At 49.9% G+C, this 14,261-nt stretch carries 16 protein-coding genes and 1 other annotated feature; of the genes, 15 read left to right on the forward strand and 1 reads right to left on the reverse strand.

Annotated features, from left to right (window positions below; translation table 11 throughout):
• The first annotated feature begins 271 nt into the window (after positions 1 to 271).
• Entirely contained in the window at positions 272 to 1,030 is a 759-nt protein-coding gene (locus D9741_RS05420; RefSeq protein WP_130218891.1) for a YdiY family protein, read from the forward strand.
• A 60-nt stretch (positions 1,031 to 1,090) separates the two neighbouring features.
• Here D9741_RS05420 and yniD read toward each other — a convergent pair whose 3' ends face one another.
• Positions 1,091 to 1,198 (reverse strand): small membrane protein YniD, encoded by a 108-nt coding sequence (yniD, locus tag D9741_RS05425; RefSeq protein WP_064529152.1) that lies wholly within the window; start codon positions 1,196 to 1,198, stop codon positions 1,091 to 1,093.
• Positions 1,199 to 1,499: 301 nt separating this feature from the next.
• Between yniD and thrS the strand changes: the two genes are divergently transcribed.
• The 14 genes from thrS to selO all read left to right on the forward strand — a co-directional run bounded on the left by thrS (position 1,500) and on the right by selO (position 14,259).
• Positions 1,500 to 3,428 carry a threonine--tRNA ligase gene (gene thrS / locus D9741_RS05430; protein ID WP_130208286.1) on the forward strand — a complete coding sequence of 643 codons (1,929 nt, stop codon included), beginning with the start codon at positions 1,500 to 1,502 and terminating at the stop codon, positions 3,426 to 3,428.
• A gap of 3 nt (positions 3,429 to 3,431) precedes the next feature.
• Positions 3,432 to 3,974, forward strand: coding sequence for a translation initiation factor IF-3 (infC, locus tag D9741_RS05435; protein ID WP_001700733.1), 543 nt, complete (start codon positions 3,432 to 3,434; stop codon positions 3,972 to 3,974).
• 92 nt (positions 3,975 to 4,066) lie between these two features.
• On the forward strand, positions 4,067 to 4,264 hold the full coding sequence (gene rpmI / locus D9741_RS05440; protein ID WP_001124225.1) for a 50S ribosomal protein L35: 198 nt from the start codon (positions 4,067 to 4,069) through the stop codon (positions 4,262 to 4,264).
• Between the two features lie 53 nt (positions 4,265 to 4,317).
• Positions 4,318 to 4,674: a 50S ribosomal protein L20 gene (gene rplT / locus D9741_RS05445; protein ID WP_000124850.1), complete on the forward strand. Its 357-nt coding sequence runs from the start codon at positions 4,318 to 4,320 to the stop codon at positions 4,672 to 4,674.
• A gap of 116 nt (positions 4,675 to 4,790) precedes the next feature.
• Positions 4,791 to 4,915, forward strand: a sequence feature (Phe leader region).
• Entirely contained in the window at positions 4,797 to 4,841 is a 45-nt protein-coding gene (gene pheM, locus D9741_RS23335) for a pheST operon leader peptide PheM (protein WP_001386830.1), read from the forward strand. It overlaps the preceding feature by 45 nt.
• A gap of 209 nt (positions 4,916 to 5,124) precedes the next feature.
• The gene (pheS, locus tag D9741_RS05455; protein ID WP_000018588.1) at positions 5,125 to 6,108 is read left to right on the forward strand and encodes a phenylalanine--tRNA ligase subunit alpha; all 984 of its coding nucleotides are present in this window, start codon (positions 5,125 to 5,127) and stop codon (positions 6,106 to 6,108) included.
• A gap of 14 nt (positions 6,109 to 6,122) precedes the next feature.
• The gene (gene pheT / locus D9741_RS05460; RefSeq protein ID WP_130218893.1) at positions 6,123 to 8,510 is read left to right on the forward strand and encodes a phenylalanine--tRNA ligase subunit beta; all 2,388 of its coding nucleotides are present in this window, start codon (positions 6,123 to 6,125) and stop codon (positions 8,508 to 8,510) included.
• A 4-nt stretch (positions 8,511 to 8,514) separates the two neighbouring features.
• On the forward strand, positions 8,515 to 8,814 hold the full coding sequence (gene ihfA / locus D9741_RS05465) for an integration host factor subunit alpha (protein ID WP_002440155.1): 300 nt from the start codon (positions 8,515 to 8,517) through the stop codon (positions 8,812 to 8,814).
• A 100-nt stretch (positions 8,815 to 8,914) separates the two neighbouring features.
• Positions 8,915 to 9,895: a vitamin B12 ABC transporter permease BtuC gene (btuC, locus tag D9741_RS05470; RefSeq protein WP_130218895.1), complete on the forward strand. Its 981-nt coding sequence runs from the start codon at positions 8,915 to 8,917 to the stop codon at positions 9,893 to 9,895.
• 62 nt (positions 9,896 to 9,957) lie between these two features.
• Entirely contained in the window at positions 9,958 to 10,509 is a 552-nt protein-coding gene (btuE, locus tag D9741_RS05475; protein ID WP_130208280.1) for a bifunctional thioredoxin/glutathione peroxidase, read from the forward strand.
• On the forward strand, positions 10,509 to 11,258 hold the full coding sequence (gene btuD / locus D9741_RS05480) for a vitamin B12 ABC transporter ATP-binding protein BtuD (RefSeq protein ID WP_130218897.1): 750 nt from the start codon (positions 10,509 to 10,511) through the stop codon (positions 11,256 to 11,258). Before btuE ends, btuD begins: the two co-directional genes overlap by 1 nt.
• A gap of 77 nt (positions 11,259 to 11,335) precedes the next feature.
• On the forward strand, positions 11,336 to 11,800 hold the full coding sequence (locus tag D9741_RS05485; protein ID WP_130208276.1) for an NlpC/P60 family protein: 465 nt from the start codon (positions 11,336 to 11,338) through the stop codon (positions 11,798 to 11,800).
• Positions 11,801 to 12,046: 246 nt separating this feature from the next.
• Positions 12,047 to 12,760 (forward strand): EAL domain-containing protein, encoded by a 714-nt coding sequence (locus D9741_RS05490; RefSeq protein WP_130218899.1) that lies wholly within the window; start codon positions 12,047 to 12,049, stop codon positions 12,758 to 12,760.
• A 62-nt stretch (positions 12,761 to 12,822) separates the two neighbouring features.
• Positions 12,823 to 14,259: a protein adenylyltransferase SelO gene (gene selO / locus D9741_RS05495; RefSeq protein WP_130218901.1), complete on the forward strand. Its 1,437-nt coding sequence runs from the start codon at positions 12,823 to 12,825 to the stop codon at positions 14,257 to 14,259.
• Positions 14,260 to 14,261: the final 2 nt, after the last annotated feature.

Genomic DNA, 14,261 nt, shown 5'->3' on the forward strand with positions numbered 1-14,261 from the left:
GCTGATTTCAGTCTGGCACTGAATCAGTGGAAAGTGAAGGAATTAACAATATGATTTATTAGATATTTATATAAAATTAATAAGGTAAAGATATATAAATAAATATCTGTTTTCGCAACGCGCTTATTCAAAAAATGAAATAAGAAGTCATTGCTAAGTTTTTCACTCCTTTTTATAATTTGTCACCTTTCCAGGGACGCTACTCTTTGATCCTTAAGAAAGTTTCCGGGACCGCGATGGTCTCTTTTTTTGTTGTACGGACTTTTAATAAATGAAGCTTTTGAAGACAGTTCCTGCCATCGTTATGTTGGCGGGGGGTATGTTTGCGTCTCTGACTGCAACTGCCGATGATTCCGTTTTTACTGTCATGGACGATCCTGCCAGCGCAAAAAAACCTTTCGAAGGTAATCTGAATGCAGGTTACCTTGCACAATCAGGCAACACGAAAAGTTCCTCACTGACGGCTGATACCACCATGACCTGGTATGGGCAGACGACTGCCTGGTCGCTGTGGGGAAATGCCAGCAATACTTCTTCTAATGATGAGCGTTCTTCGGAAAAATATGCAGTAGGTGGTCGTAGCCGCTTTAATTTAACTGATTATGATTATCTGTTTGGTCAGGCAAGTTGGCTGACAGACCGTTATAACGGTTATCGGGAACGAGATGTATTGACTGCGGGTTATGGTCGCCAGTTTTTAAATGGTCCGGTACACAGCTTCCGTTTTGAATTCGGCCCTGGCGTGCGTTACGACAAATATACCGATAATGCCAGTAAAACGCAGCCGCTGGGGTATGCCTCCGGAGCTTATGCATGGCAGTTGACCGACAACGCTAAATTTACCCAGGGTGTATCGGTTTTTGGTGCTGAAGACACTACGCTGAACTCGGAAAGCGCATTAAATGTTGCCATCAATGAACATTTTGGTCTGAAGGTGGCCTACAACGTTACATGGAACTCTGAACCGCCTGAGTCTGCGCCGGAACATACCGATCGCCGCACCACGTTATCGCTGGGCTACAGGATGTAATAATGTGCCGGACCGTGTTATGCGGTCTGGCTGCATTGTTTGTTGATAGCGCATCACCATTCAGCCCCAAATCATCGCTGCCCAGCGTAGCAACAGCATCGCGCCGCAAATAGACAGCAGGACTACCACCATCTTCCAGTGTTTTTTGTTGAAACGTTTTGTCGGCATGCGTTTTTCCAGGGGATTTCCAGTCTTCAATGATCGAGTGTAACAAAAGGGTCAGGTGTTGCCTGTATTGATTTATATCATATCGAAGATGATGATTGTCGCTTTGCCCGATAACAATTACCGTGTAAACTGCCAAGCGGTATTATCAGAAAGTGGGTGTAGGTCTGGCATCGCCAATCAGCATGCTGTGACATATTTCGCAGAGTGAAGCGGGAATCAGCCCAAACCTTTTTGATAAATTTCATATGAATCTTTGTATGTGATCTTTCGTGTGGGTCACCACTGCAAATAAGGATATAACATGCCTGTTATTACTCTTCCTGATGGCAGCCAACGCCATTACGACCACGCTGTAAGCCCCATGGATGTTGCGCTGGACATTGGTCCAGGTCTGGCGAAAGCCTGTATCGCAGGGCGCGTTAATGGCGAACTGGTAGATGCGTGCGATTTGATTGAAAACGACGCTAAACTGGCGATCATTACCGCTAAAGACGAAGAAGGTCTGGAGATCATTCGTCACTCCTGTGCGCACCTGTTAGGGCACGCAATTAAACAACTTTGGCCGCATACCAAAATGGCAATCGGCCCGGTTATTGACAACGGTTTCTATTACGACGTTGATCTTGACCGCACGTTAACCCAGGAAGATGTCGAAGCACTCGAGAAGCGGATGCATGAGCTTGCTGAGAAAAACTACGACGTCATTAAGAAGAAAGTCAGCTGGCACGAAGCGCGTGAAACTTTCGTTAAACGCGGCGAGAGCTATAAAGTCTCCATCCTGGACGAAAACATCGCCCATGATGACCAGCCTGGCCTCTATTTCCACGAAGAATATGTCGATATGTGCCGCGGTCCGCACGTACCGAATATGCGTTTCTGCCACCATTTCAAACTGATGAAAACGGCAGGGGCCTACTGGCGCGGCGACAGCAACAATAAAATGTTGCAACGTATTTATGGTACTGCGTGGGCAGATAAAAAAGCCCTCAACGCGTACCTGCAGCGTCTGGAAGAAGCCGCTAAACGCGACCACCGTAAAATCGGTAAACAGCTCGACCTGTACCATATGCAGGAAGAAGCGCCGGGTATGGTGTTCTGGCACAATGACGGCTGGACCATCTTCCGTGAACTGGAAGTGTTCGTTCGCTCTAAACTGAAAGAGTACCAGTATCAGGAAGTTAAAGGTCCGTTTATGATGGACCGCGTCCTGTGGGAAAAAACCGGTCACTGGGAAAACTATAAAGATGCAATGTTCACCACCTCTTCTGAGAACCGTGAATACTGCATTAAGCCGATGAACTGTCCGGGTCACGTACAAATCTTTAACCAGGGGCTGAAGTCGTATCGCGATCTGCCGCTGCGTATGGCCGAGTTCGGTAGCTGCCACCGTAACGAGCCGTCAGGATCCCTTCACGGCCTGATGCGCGTGCGTGGTTTTACTCAGGATGACGCGCATATCTTCTGTACTGAAGAACAAATTCGCGATGAAGTTAACGGATGTATCCGTTTAGTCTATGATATGTACAGCACTTTTGGCTTCGAGAAGATCGTGGTCAAGCTTTCCACTCGTCCTGAAAAACGTATTGGCAGTGACGAAATGTGGGATCGTGCTGAGGCGGACCTGGCAGTTGCGCTGGAAGAAAACAACATCCCGTTTGAGTATCAACTGGGTGAAGGCGCGTTCTACGGTCCGAAAATTGAATTTACCCTGTATGACTGCCTCGATCGTGCATGGCAGTGCGGTACAGTACAGCTGGACTTCTCCTTACCGTCTCGTCTGAGCGCTTCCTATGTAGGCGAAGACAACGAGCGTAAGGTTCCGGTAATGATTCACCGTGCAATTCTTGGGTCGATGGAACGTTTCATCGGTATCCTGACCGAAGAGTTCGCTGGTTTCTTCCCGACCTGGCTTGCGCCGGTTCAGGTTGTTATCATGAATATTACGGATTCACAGTCTGAATACGTTAACGAATTGACGCAAAAACTATCAAATGCGGGCATTCGTGTTAAAGCAGACTTGAGAAATGAGAAGATTGGCTTTAAAATCCGCGAGCACACTTTGCGTCGCGTCCCATATATGCTGGTCTGTGGTGATAAAGAGGTGGAATCTGGCAAAGTTGCCGTTCGCACCCGCCGTGGTAAAGACCTGGGAAGCATGGACGTAAATGAAGTGATCGAGAAGCTGCAACAAGAGATTCGCAGCCGCAGTCTTAAACAATTGGAGGAATAAGGTATTAAAGGCGGAAAACGAGTTCAAACGGCGCGTCCTAACCGTATCAATGGCGAAATTCGCGCCCAGGAAGTTCGCTTAACAGGTTTGGAAGGCGAGCAGCTTGGTATTGTGAGTCTGAGAGAAGCTCTGGAGAAAGCTGAAGAAGCCGGAGTAGACTTAGTCGAGATCAGCCCTAACGCCGAGCCGCCGGTTTGTCGTATAATGGATTACGGCAAATTCCTCTATGAAAAGAGCAAGTCTTCTAAGGAACAGAAGAAAAAGCAAAAAGTTATCCAGGTTAAGGAAATTAAATTCCGTCCTGGTACAGATGAAGGCGACTATCAGGTAAAACTCCGCAGCCTGATTCGCTTTCTCGAAGAGGGTGATAAAGCCAAAATCACGCTGCGTTTCCGCGGTCGTGAGATGGCGCACCAGCAAATCGGTATGGAAGTGCTTAATCGCGTGAAAGACGATTTGCAAGAACTGGCAGTGGTCGAATCCTTCCCAACGAAGATCGAAGGCCGCCAGATGATCATGGTGCTCGCTCCTAAGAAGAAACAGTAAGGCCATCAAGTAATCATTCCTGTGGGCCTCGGCTCACAGGGTGATTCGCCTTTGTTTCTGTTTATCAACAATGCGAAGTGGAAGTTATTAAAATGCCAAAAATTAAGACCGTACGCGGTGCTGCTAAGCGCTTCAAAAAAACCGGTAAAGGTGGTTTTAAGCACAAGCACGCTAACCTGCGTCACATTCTGACCAAAAAAGCGACCAAACGTAAACGTCACCTGCGTCCGAAAGCCATGGTTTCCAAAGGCGATCTGGGCCTGGTAATCGCGTGCCTGCCGTACGCATAAGCCGTTAACGTTTTTTAACTTTTTAATTAGAATATAGATACAGGAGAGCACATATGGCTCGCGTAAAACGTGGTGTTATTGCACGCGCACGTCACAAGAAAATTTTGAAACAAGCTAAAGGCTACTACGGTGCGCGTTCTCGCGTATACCGCGTTGCCTTCCAGGCTGTTATCAAAGCTGGTCAGTATGCTTACCGTGACCGTCGTCAACGTAAGCGTCAGTTCCGTCAACTGTGGATTGCGCGTATCAACGCAGCAGCACGTCAGAACGGTATTTCTTACAGCAAATTCATCAATGGCCTGAAAAAAGCCTCTGTTGAAATCGACCGTAAGATCCTGGCTGATATCGCAGTATTCGACAAAGTAGCGTTCACCGCTCTGGTTGAAAAAGCGAAAGCAGCTCTGGCATAAGCCAGTTGAAAGAGGGAGCTAGTCTCCCTCTTTTCGTTTCAACACCATCAAAACATTGACTTTTATCGCCGTAGCCTTTTCAATAAAGGTCTTTTGAAAAGTACCAAAAGGTAACGCAAGCAATGAATGCTGCTATTTTCCGCTTCTTTTTTTACTTTAGCACCTGACTCCAGGAGGCTAGCGCGTGAGAAGAGAAACGGAAAACAGCGCCTGAAAGCCTCCCAGTGGAGGCTTTTTTTGTATGCGCGTTTTGAAAAATAAAAAGCCTGTCTCATCAGGCGTAATTGTCGCAGCCAGTCTGGACACGGCCAGCGCGGAGAAACCGGAGCGTACTTAAGTACGTGAGGATTTCGAGCACAGCCCGGGACCAAAATGGCAAGTAAAATAGCCTGATGGGATAGGCTCTAAGTCCAACGAACCAGTGTCACCACTGACACAATGAGGAAAACCATGTCACATCTCGCAGAACTGGTTGCCAGTGCGAAGGCGGCCATTAGCCAGGCGTCAGATGTTGCCGCGTTAGACAATGTGCGCGTCGAATATTTGGGTAAAAAAGGGCACTTAACCCTTCAGATGACGACCCTGCGTGAGCTGCCGCCAGAAGAGCGTCCGGCAGCTGGTGCGGTTATCAACGAAGCGAAAGAGCAAGTTCAGCAGGCTCTGAATGCGCGTAAAGCCGAACTGGAAAGCGCAGCGCTGAATGCGCGTCTGGCTGCAGAAACTATCGATGTTTCCCTGCCAGGTCGTCGTATCGAAAATGGTGGTCTGCATCCGGTTACCCGCACCATCGATCGTATCGAAAGTTTCTTCGGTGAGCTTGGCTTTACCGTGGCAACCGGGCCGGAAATCGAAGACGATTATCATAACTTCGATGCTCTGAACATTCCTGGCCACCACCCGGCGCGCGCTGACCACGACACTTTCTGGTTTGACGCTACCCGCCTGCTGCGTACCCAGACCTCTGGCGTACAGATCCGCACCATGAAAGCCCAGCAGCCGCCGATTCGTATCATCGCGCCTGGCCGTGTTTATCGTAACGACTACGACCAGACTCACACGCCGATGTTCCATCAGATGGAAGGTCTGATTGTTGATACCAACATCAGCTTTACCAACCTGAAAGGCACGCTGCACGACTTCCTGCGTAACTTCTTTGAGGAAGATTTGCAGATTCGCTTCCGTCCTTCCTACTTCCCGTTTACCGAACCTTCTGCAGAAGTGGACGTCATGGGTAAAAACGGTAAATGGCTGGAAGTACTGGGCTGCGGGATGGTGCATCCGAACGTGCTGCGTAATGTTGGCATCGATCCGGAAGTTTACTCCGGTTTCGCCTTCGGGATGGGGATGGAGCGTCTGACCATGTTGCGTTACGGCGTCACCGACCTGCGTTCATTCTTCGAAAACGATCTGCGTTTCCTCAAACAGTTTAAATAAGGCAGGAATAGATTATGAAATTCAGTGAACTGTGGTTACGCGAATGGGTGAACCCGGCGATTGATAGCGATGCGCTGGCGAATCAAATCACGATGGCGGGCCTGGAGGTTGACGGTGTAGAACCGGTTGCCGGTAGCTTCCACGGCGTGGTCGTTGGTGAAGTGGTTGAATGTGCGCAGCATCCGAATGCTGACAAACTGCGAGTGACCAAAGTCAACGTCGGTGGCGATCGCCTGCTGGACATCGTTTGCGGCGCGCCAAACTGTCGTCAGGGCCTGCGTGTGGCGGTAGCAACTATTGGTGCTGTATTGCCGGGCGATTTCAAAATTAAAGCCGCGAAACTGCGCGGTGAACCGTCTGAAGGGATGCTGTGCTCCTTCTCTGAGCTGGGGATTTCTGACGATCATAACGGTATTATCGAACTGCCTGCGGATGCGCCAATTGGCACCGATATCCGTGAATACCTGAAACTTGATGACAACACCATCGAAATCAGTGTGACGCCAAACCGTGCAGACTGCTTAGGCATTATCGGCGTAGCGCGTGATGTTGCCGTGCTGAACCAGCTTCCGCTGGTTGAACCGGAAATTGTCCCGGTTGGTGCAACCATCGATGACACGCTGCCGATTGCGGTAGAAGCGCCGGAAGCCTGCCCGCGTTATCTTGGCCGCGTAGTAAAAGGCATTAACGTTAAAGCGCCAACTCCGCTGTGGATGAAAGAAAAACTGCGTCGTTGCGGGATTCGTTCTATCGATGCAGTGGTTGACGTCACCAACTACGTGCTGCTCGAACTGGGTCAGCCGATGCACGCTTTCGACAAAGATCGCATTGAAGGCGGCATTGTGGTGCGGATGGCGAAAGAGGGCGAAACGCTGGTACTGCTCGACGGTACCGAAGCGAAGCTGAACGCTGACACCCTGGTCATCGCCGACCACAACAAGGCGCTGGCGATGGGCGGTATCTTCGGTGGCGAACACTCTGGCGTGAATGACGAAACACAAAACGTCCTGCTGGAATGCGCTTTCTTCAGCCCGCTGTCTATCACCGGTCGTGCTCGTCGTCATGGCCTGCATACCGATGCGTCTCACCGCTACGAGCGTGGTGTTGATCCGGCACTGCAGCACAAAGCGATGGAACGTGCGACCCGTCTGCTGATCGACATCTGCGGTGGTGAGGCTGGTCCGGTAATTGATATCACCAACGAAGCAACGCTGCCGAAGCGTGCAACCATCACTTTACGTCGTAGCAAACTGGATCGTCTGATCGGCCATCATATTGCCGATGCACAGGTGACTGACATTCTGCGTCGTCTCGGCTGCGAAGTGACCGAAGGCAAAGACGAGTGGCAGGCTGTTGCACCGAGCTGGCGTTTCGACATGGAGATTGAAGAAGATCTGGTCGAAGAAGTGGCGCGTGTTTACGGCTACAACAACATCCCGGATGAACCGGTACAGGCGAGCCTGATTATGGGGACTCACCGTGAAGCTGACCTGTCGCTCAAGCGCGTGAAAACGCTGCTCAACGACAAAGGCTATCAGGAAGTGATCACCTATAGCTTCGTTGATCCGAAAGTGCAGCAGATGATCCACCCGGGTGTTGAAGCCTTACTGCTGCCAAGCCCGATTTCCGTTGAAATGTCGGCAATGCGTCTTTCTCTGTGGACAGGTCTGCTGGCAACTGTAGTGTACAACCAGAACCGTCAGCAAAACCGTGTGCGCATTTTTGAAAGCGGTCTGCGCTTCGTGCCAGATACCCAGGCGCCATTGGGCATTCGTCAGGATCTGATGTTAGCCGGTGTGATTTGCGGTAACCGTTACGAAGAGCACTGGAACCTGGCAAAAGAGACCGTTGATTTCTATGATTTGAAAGGCGATCTTGAATCCGTTCTCGACCTGACCGGTAAACTGAATGAGGTTGAGTTCCGTGCAGAAGCGAATCCGGCACTGCATCCGGGGCAATCCGCAGCGATTTATCTGAAAGGTGAACGTATTGGTTTTGTTGGGGTTGTTCATCCTGAACTGGAACGTAAACTGGATCTTAACGGTCGCACTCTGGTGTTTGAACTGGAGTGGAACAAGCTCGCAGACCGCGTGGTGCCTCAAGCGCGCGAGATTTCGCGCTTCCCGGCGAACCGTCGTGACATCGCGGTTGTGGTTGCAGAAAACGTTCCCGCAGCGGATATTTTATCCGAATGTAAGAAAGTTGGCGTAAATCAGGTAGTTGGCGTAAACTTATTTGACGTGTACCGCGGTAAGGGTGTTGCGGAGGGGTATAAGAGCCTCGCCATAAGCCTGATCCTGCAAGATACCAGCCGTACACTCGAAGAAGAGGAGATTGCCGCTACCGTCGCCAAATGTGTAGAGGCATTAAAAGAGCGATTCCAGGCATCATTGAGGGATTGAACCTATGGCGCTTACAAAAGCTGAAATGTCAGAATATCTGTTTGATAAGCTTGGGCTTAGCAAGCGGGATGCCAAAGAACTGGTTGAACTGTTTTTCGAAGAGATCCGTCGCGCTCTGGAAAACGGCGAGCAGGTGAAACTCTCTGGTTTTGGTAACTTCGATCTGCGTGATAAGAATCAACGCCCGGGACGTAACCCGAAAACGGGCGAGGATATTCCCATTACAGCACGGCGCGTGGTGACCTTCAGACCCGGGCAGAAGTTAAAAAGCCGGGTCGAAAACGCCACACCCAAAGACGAGTAATCTGATCTAACTAAAAAGGCCGCTCTGCGGCCTTTTTTCTTTTCACTGTCGAAGAGTCACCGTAAAATCAACGGAATGACACTTCAGCAGAACGGATACCATGCTGACACTTGCCCGCCAACAACAGCGACAAAATATTCGCTGGTTATTATGCCTGTCAGTTTTGATGCTGCTGGCGCTTCTCTTAAGCCTTTGCGCTGGTGAACAATGGATTTCACCTGCCGACTGGTTCACTCCTCGTGGCGAACTGTTCGTCTGGCAAATTCGCCTGCCACGTACCCTGGCTGTATTGCTGGTTGGCGCGGCGCTGGCGTTATCAGGCGCGGTCATGCAGGCGCTGTTTGAAAACCCTCTTGCGGAGCCGGGGCTGCTTGGCGTCTCTAACGGCGCTGGAGTGGGGCTTATCGCCGCTGTATTGCTCGGACAAGGGCAGTTACCGAACTGGGCGCTGGGGCTGTGTGCGATTGCTGGCGCGCTTATTATCACCTTAATTCTCTTGCGTTTTGCCCGCCGTCATCTTTCAACCAGCCGATTACTGCTGGCTGGTGTTGCGCTGGGTATCATCTGTAGCGCGTTAATGACGTGGGCCATCTACTTTTCCACGTCTGTTGATTTACGGCAACTGATGTACTGGATGATGGGCGGCTTTGGTGGTGTAGACTGGCGGCAAAGTTGGCTGATGGTGGCCTTGATTCCGGTGTTGTTGTGGATTTGCTGTCAGTCCCGCCCAATGAATATGTTAGCGCTGGGTGAAATTTCGGCGCGACAACTGGGGTTACCACTGTGGCTCTGGCGCAATGTGCTGGTCGCGGCTACCGGTTGGATGGTCGGTGTCAGTGTGGCGTTGGCTGGCGCTATTGGGTTTATTGGCCTGGTTATCCCACATATTCTGCGGCTGTGCGGATTAACCGATCACCGGGTATTACTTCCCGGCTGCGCGCTGGCAGGTGCTACTGCGTTGCTGCTTGCCGATATTGTTGCTCGACTGGTGCTGGCTTCCGCAGAGTTACCGATTGGTGTGGTCACCGCCACCCTGGGTGCGCCGGTGTTTATCTGGTTATTGTTAAAAGCAGGACGTTAGCCGCATAAAGACGGTCTATGATTAAAAGCTAAGATTTTTACTGACCTTATCCAGGAGACACGATGCAAGATCCCATTCTGACCACCGTAGTGAAGACGATTGACGGGGAAGTGACCACGCTGGAGAAATATGCCGGTAATGTGCTGCTGATTGTCAATGTCGCTTCAAAGTGTGGCTTAACGCCGCAATATGAACAGTTGGAGAACATCCAGAAAGCCTGGGCCGATCGTGGTTTTGTCGTGCTGGGATTTCCGTGCAACCAGTTCCTTGAACAAGAACCAGGTAGTGATGAAGAAATTAAAACTTATTGCACCACCACCTGGGGCGTGACGTTCCCAATGTTCAGTAAGATTGAGGTCAATGGCGAAGGGCGTCATCCGCTATATCAAAAATTGATTGCCGCAGCGCCCACGGCGGTGGCACCGGAAGAGAGCGGTTTCTACGCGCGAATGGCCAGTAAAGGTCGCGCACCGCTGTACCCTGATGATATTTTGTGGAATTTTGAAAAATTTCTGGTGGGTAGAGACGGAAAGGTCATCCAGCGTTTTTCCCCGGATATGACGCCGGAAGATCCTATTGTAATGGAAAGCATTAAACTGGCGTTGGCAAAATAATGTCTATTGTGATGCAGTTACAGGATGTAGCGGAATCAACCCGCCTGGGGCCACTTTCTGGCGAGGTCCGGGCAGGGGAGATCCTGCATCTGGTGGGGCCGAACGGCGCGGGCAAGAGCACCTTGCTGGCGCGAATGGCGGGGATGACCAGTGGTCAGGGAAGCATTCAGTTTGCAGGTCAACCACTGGATACCTGGCCCGCAACAAAACTCGCCCTGCATCGCGCTTATCTTGCACAGCAGCAGACGCCGCCGTTTGCTATGCCGGTCTGGCATTACCTGACCATGCACCAGCACAATAAAACGCGAACCGATCTGCTAAATGATGTCGCAGGGGCGTTGGCCCTTGATGACAAACTTGGTCGAAGCACCAATCAACTATCCGGTGGTGAATGGCAACGTGTCCGTCTTGCCGCGGTGGTGCTACAAATTACGCCACAAGCGAATCCGGCAGGTCAATTGCTTCTCCTTGATGAACCCATGAACAGCCTTGATGTTGCCCAGCAAAGTGCGTTAGATAAAATTTTGAGCGCGCTATGTCAGCAAGGCGTGGCGATTGTGATGAGCAGTCACGATCTTAACCACACATTGCGTCACGCGCATCGGGCGTGGTTGCTTAAACAAGGAAAACTGCTTGCCAGTGGGCGGAGAGATGAAGTACTAACGCCGCCGAATCTGGCCCAGGCTTATGGGATGAGCTTCCGTCGTCTGGACATTGAAGGTCACCGAATGCTGATTTCGACCACCTGATTTCATTAGCATCTTGAAAAACGGGTAATTTCGACGCTAAATTAATGCAAGAATAAAAAACAGAGGATTCGTACGGAATGCGTTTCTGCCTAATTTTAATTACAGCACTGTTTCTGGCCGGGTGTAGCCATCATAAAGCGCCGCCGCCAAACGCCAGGCTTTCTGACTCCATTACTGTCATTGCCGGTTTGAACGATCAACTACAGAGCTGGCATGGTACGCCGTATCGTTATGGCGGCATGACTCGACGTGGAGTGGACTGTTCTGGTTTCGTGGTTGTGACGATGCGTGACCGTTTCGACTTACAGTTGCCACGCGAAACAAAACAACAGGCCGCTATCGGTACCCAAATTGATAAAGAAGAATTGCTGCCAGGCGATCTGGTCTTTTTCAAAACAGGTTCCGGGCAAAATGGTTTACACGTGGGTATTTACGATACCAACAATCAATTCATTCACGCCTCTACCAGCAAGGGGGTGATGCGTTCTTCCCTCGATAATGTCTACTGGCAGAAAAATTTCTGGCAGGCGAGACGAATCTAGTATCTCAATAAATGGACGGTGCTGATACCGCACCGTCTGTTAGCTCCTGAATACAGTAGTATTTTGCAGACAAAAATACCGCAAATGGAATATTCGTTTATACTCAGGATAATCTAAAAAAAGGACCCCTGAAAAAGTGGTTAACATGGAACAAATGAAAGTTATTCCCTCTGTATTTGTTATGCCTTATGGCCTCAAACTTTTTATCTGGATGTTGAAAAAAATCCGTAGAGAGGGGCTGTTACCATGAAGGTCTTACTGGAGAATCTTTATCATTCTGATTACTATTTTCTACCGATAAGAGACAGCCAACAAAATCTTGTTGGGGTTGAGTTAATAACCCATTTCTCCAGTGACGACGGTACGGTTCGCATCCCGACGACACGGGTTATTGCACAACTTTCAGAGGAGCAGCATTGGCAATTATTTGCCGAAAAGTTGGAATTACTAAAATCATGCCAACATTTTTTTATTCAACACAAACTCTTTGCCTGGATTAATTTAACACCACAAGTAGCAAAGTTATTATTAGATAGGGATAATTACGCAAGCAAACTATTAAAAATTCCTTTTGCTGAATTGATGATTAATGAAAATTATCCTCATCTTAATGAGGGAAAAGATAATTATGAACTTTTGCACTTATCGCAAATTTTCCCATTGGTTTTGGGAAATTTGGGGGCGGGCAACAGTACAATGAAGGCTGTTTTTGATGGGCTTTTCACTCGCGTCATGCTGGATAAAGGTTTTATTCAGCAACAAATAGTCCATAAATCTTTCGCGCCTTTTATTCGTGCGCTCCATGCGCAAATTTCACCTTGTTGCAATTGTATTATTGCTGCTGGTATTAATACACCAGAGATGCTGGCACAGATGGCGCCGTTTGGTTTCCATGCTTTTCAGGGATGCTTGTGGCCCGCAGTTCCCGTAAGCCAGATAACAACGCTGGTCCAGCGATAACCCTCTTGTTTGCTGGTGTTTAAGACGAGAGTAACCGTCTACACTATCAAACAGGAGGATCTATGACCCTGTCTTTTATTACCCGCTGGCGTGATGAATTGCCGGCAACATATACATCGCTTTCCCCTACGCCTTTAAATAATGCCCGGTTGATTTGGTATAACGCCGAACTGGCTAATACGCTGGGTGTTCCATCGTCGTTGTTTGAAAGTGGCGCGGGTGTCTGGGGCGGCGAAACTTTACTGCCAGGTATGTCGCCACTGGCCCAGGTCTACAGTGGCCACCAGTTTGGTGTCTGGGCGGGGCAGCTTGGCGACGGGCGCGGTATTTTACTCGGCGAGCAACAGTTTGCCGACGGCACCACCATGGACTGGCATCTGAAAGGTGCGGGGCTGACGCCTTATTCGCGGATGGGCGACGGACGTGCGGTTTTACGTTCAACAATTCGCGAAAGTCTTGCCAGTGAGGCAATGCATCACCTTGGCATTCCGACGACACGCGCCTTAAGCATTGTTACCAGCGATACGCCGGTTTACCGGGAGACGGTCGAATCAGGAGCGATGCTGATGCGCGTAGCGCAGAGTCATTTGCGATTTGGCCACTTTGAACACTTTTACTATCGTCGGAAACCGGAAAAAATTCGCCAGCTGGCTGACTTCGCCATTCGCTATTACTGGCCGCATCTTCAGGATGAAGAGGATAAATACCGCCTCTGGTTTACCGATATTGTCGCACGAACGGCTTCGTTAATCGCCAGCTGGCAGACAGTCGGTTTTGCTCACGGGGTGATGAACACGGATAACATGTCGATTCTCGGGCTGACGCTGGATTATGGTCCATTTGCTTTCCTCGATGATTATGAACCGGGCTTTATTTGTAATCACTCTGATCATCAGGGACGTTACAGCTTTGATAATCAACCTGCCGTTGCGTTGTGGAATTTACAGCGTCTGGCGCAGACATTGTCGCCGTTTATCACTGTCGACGCGTTAAACGAGGCACTGGAAAGCTATCAACAGGTTTTGTTGACGCATTATGGAAAACGTATGCGGCAGAAGCTGGGCTTTATGACGGAGCAAAAAGAGGATAATGCGCTACTGAATGAATTGTTCAGTCTGATGGCGCAAGAGCGCAGTGATTATACTCGCACATTCCGCATGTTAAGTCTGACCGAGCAGCACAGTGCGGCTTCACCGCTGCGCGATGAGTTTATTGACCGCGCGGCGTTTGATGACTGGTTTACGCGTTATCGGGCGCGCTTGCAACAAGACGGAGTTGCCGATAGTGAACGTCAGCAACTGATGCAGAGCGTCAATCCTGCGCTGGTATTGCGAAACTGGCTGGCACAACGCGCTATTGAGGCGGCAGAAAAGGGCGATATGACAGAATTACAACGTCTGCATGAAGCGTTGCGAAATCCTTTCAGCGACAGGGATGATGACTATGTCAGTCGTCCACCTGACTGGGGTAAACGGCTTGAAGTCAGCTGCTCGAGTTAAAG

The sequence above is a fragment of the Escherichia sp. E14V7 genome, assembly GCF_004212225.1.
Lineage (GTDB): Bacteria > Pseudomonadota > Gammaproteobacteria > Enterobacterales > Enterobacteriaceae > Escherichia.

Bases quoted from the DNA above. Each gene is read 5' to 3' on its own strand.
- D9741_RS05420 (WP_130218891.1), top strand. From the start codon at position 272: ATGAAGCTTTTGAAGACAGTTCCTGCCATCGTTATGTTGGCGGGGGGT.
- yniD (WP_064529152.1), bottom strand. From the start codon at position 1,198: ATGCCGACAAAACGTTTCAACAAAAAACACTGGAAGATGGTGGTAGTC.
- thrS (WP_130208286.1), top strand. From the start codon at position 1,500: ATGCCTGTTATTACTCTTCCTGATGGCAGCCAACGCCATTACGACCAC.
- rpmI (WP_001124225.1), top strand. From the start codon at position 4,067: ATGCCAAAAATTAAGACCGTACGCGGTGCTGCTAAGCGCTTCAAAAAA.
- rplT (WP_000124850.1), top strand. From the start codon at position 4,318: ATGGCTCGCGTAAAACGTGGTGTTATTGCACGCGCACGTCACAAGAAA.
- pheS (WP_000018588.1), top strand. From the start codon at position 5,125: ATGTCACATCTCGCAGAACTGGTTGCCAGTGCGAAGGCGGCCATTAGC.
- pheT (WP_130218893.1), top strand. From the start codon at position 6,123: ATGAAATTCAGTGAACTGTGGTTACGCGAATGGGTGAACCCGGCGATT.
- ihfA (WP_002440155.1), top strand. From the start codon at position 8,515: ATGGCGCTTACAAAAGCTGAAATGTCAGAATATCTGTTTGATAAGCTT.
- btuC (WP_130218895.1), top strand. From the start codon at position 8,915: ATGCTGACACTTGCCCGCCAACAACAGCGACAAAATATTCGCTGGTTA.
- btuE (WP_130208280.1), top strand. From the start codon at position 9,958: ATGCAAGATCCCATTCTGACCACCGTAGTGAAGACGATTGACGGGGAA.
- btuD (WP_130218897.1), top strand. From the start codon at position 10,509: ATGTCTATTGTGATGCAGTTACAGGATGTAGCGGAATCAACCCGCCTG.
- D9741_RS05485 (WP_130208276.1), top strand. From the start codon at position 11,336: ATGCGTTTCTGCCTAATTTTAATTACAGCACTGTTTCTGGCCGGGTGT.
- D9741_RS05490 (WP_130218899.1), top strand. From the start codon at position 12,047: ATGAAGGTCTTACTGGAGAATCTTTATCATTCTGATTACTATTTTCTA.
- selO (WP_130218901.1), top strand. From the start codon at position 12,823: ATGACCCTGTCTTTTATTACCCGCTGGCGTGATGAATTGCCGGCAACA.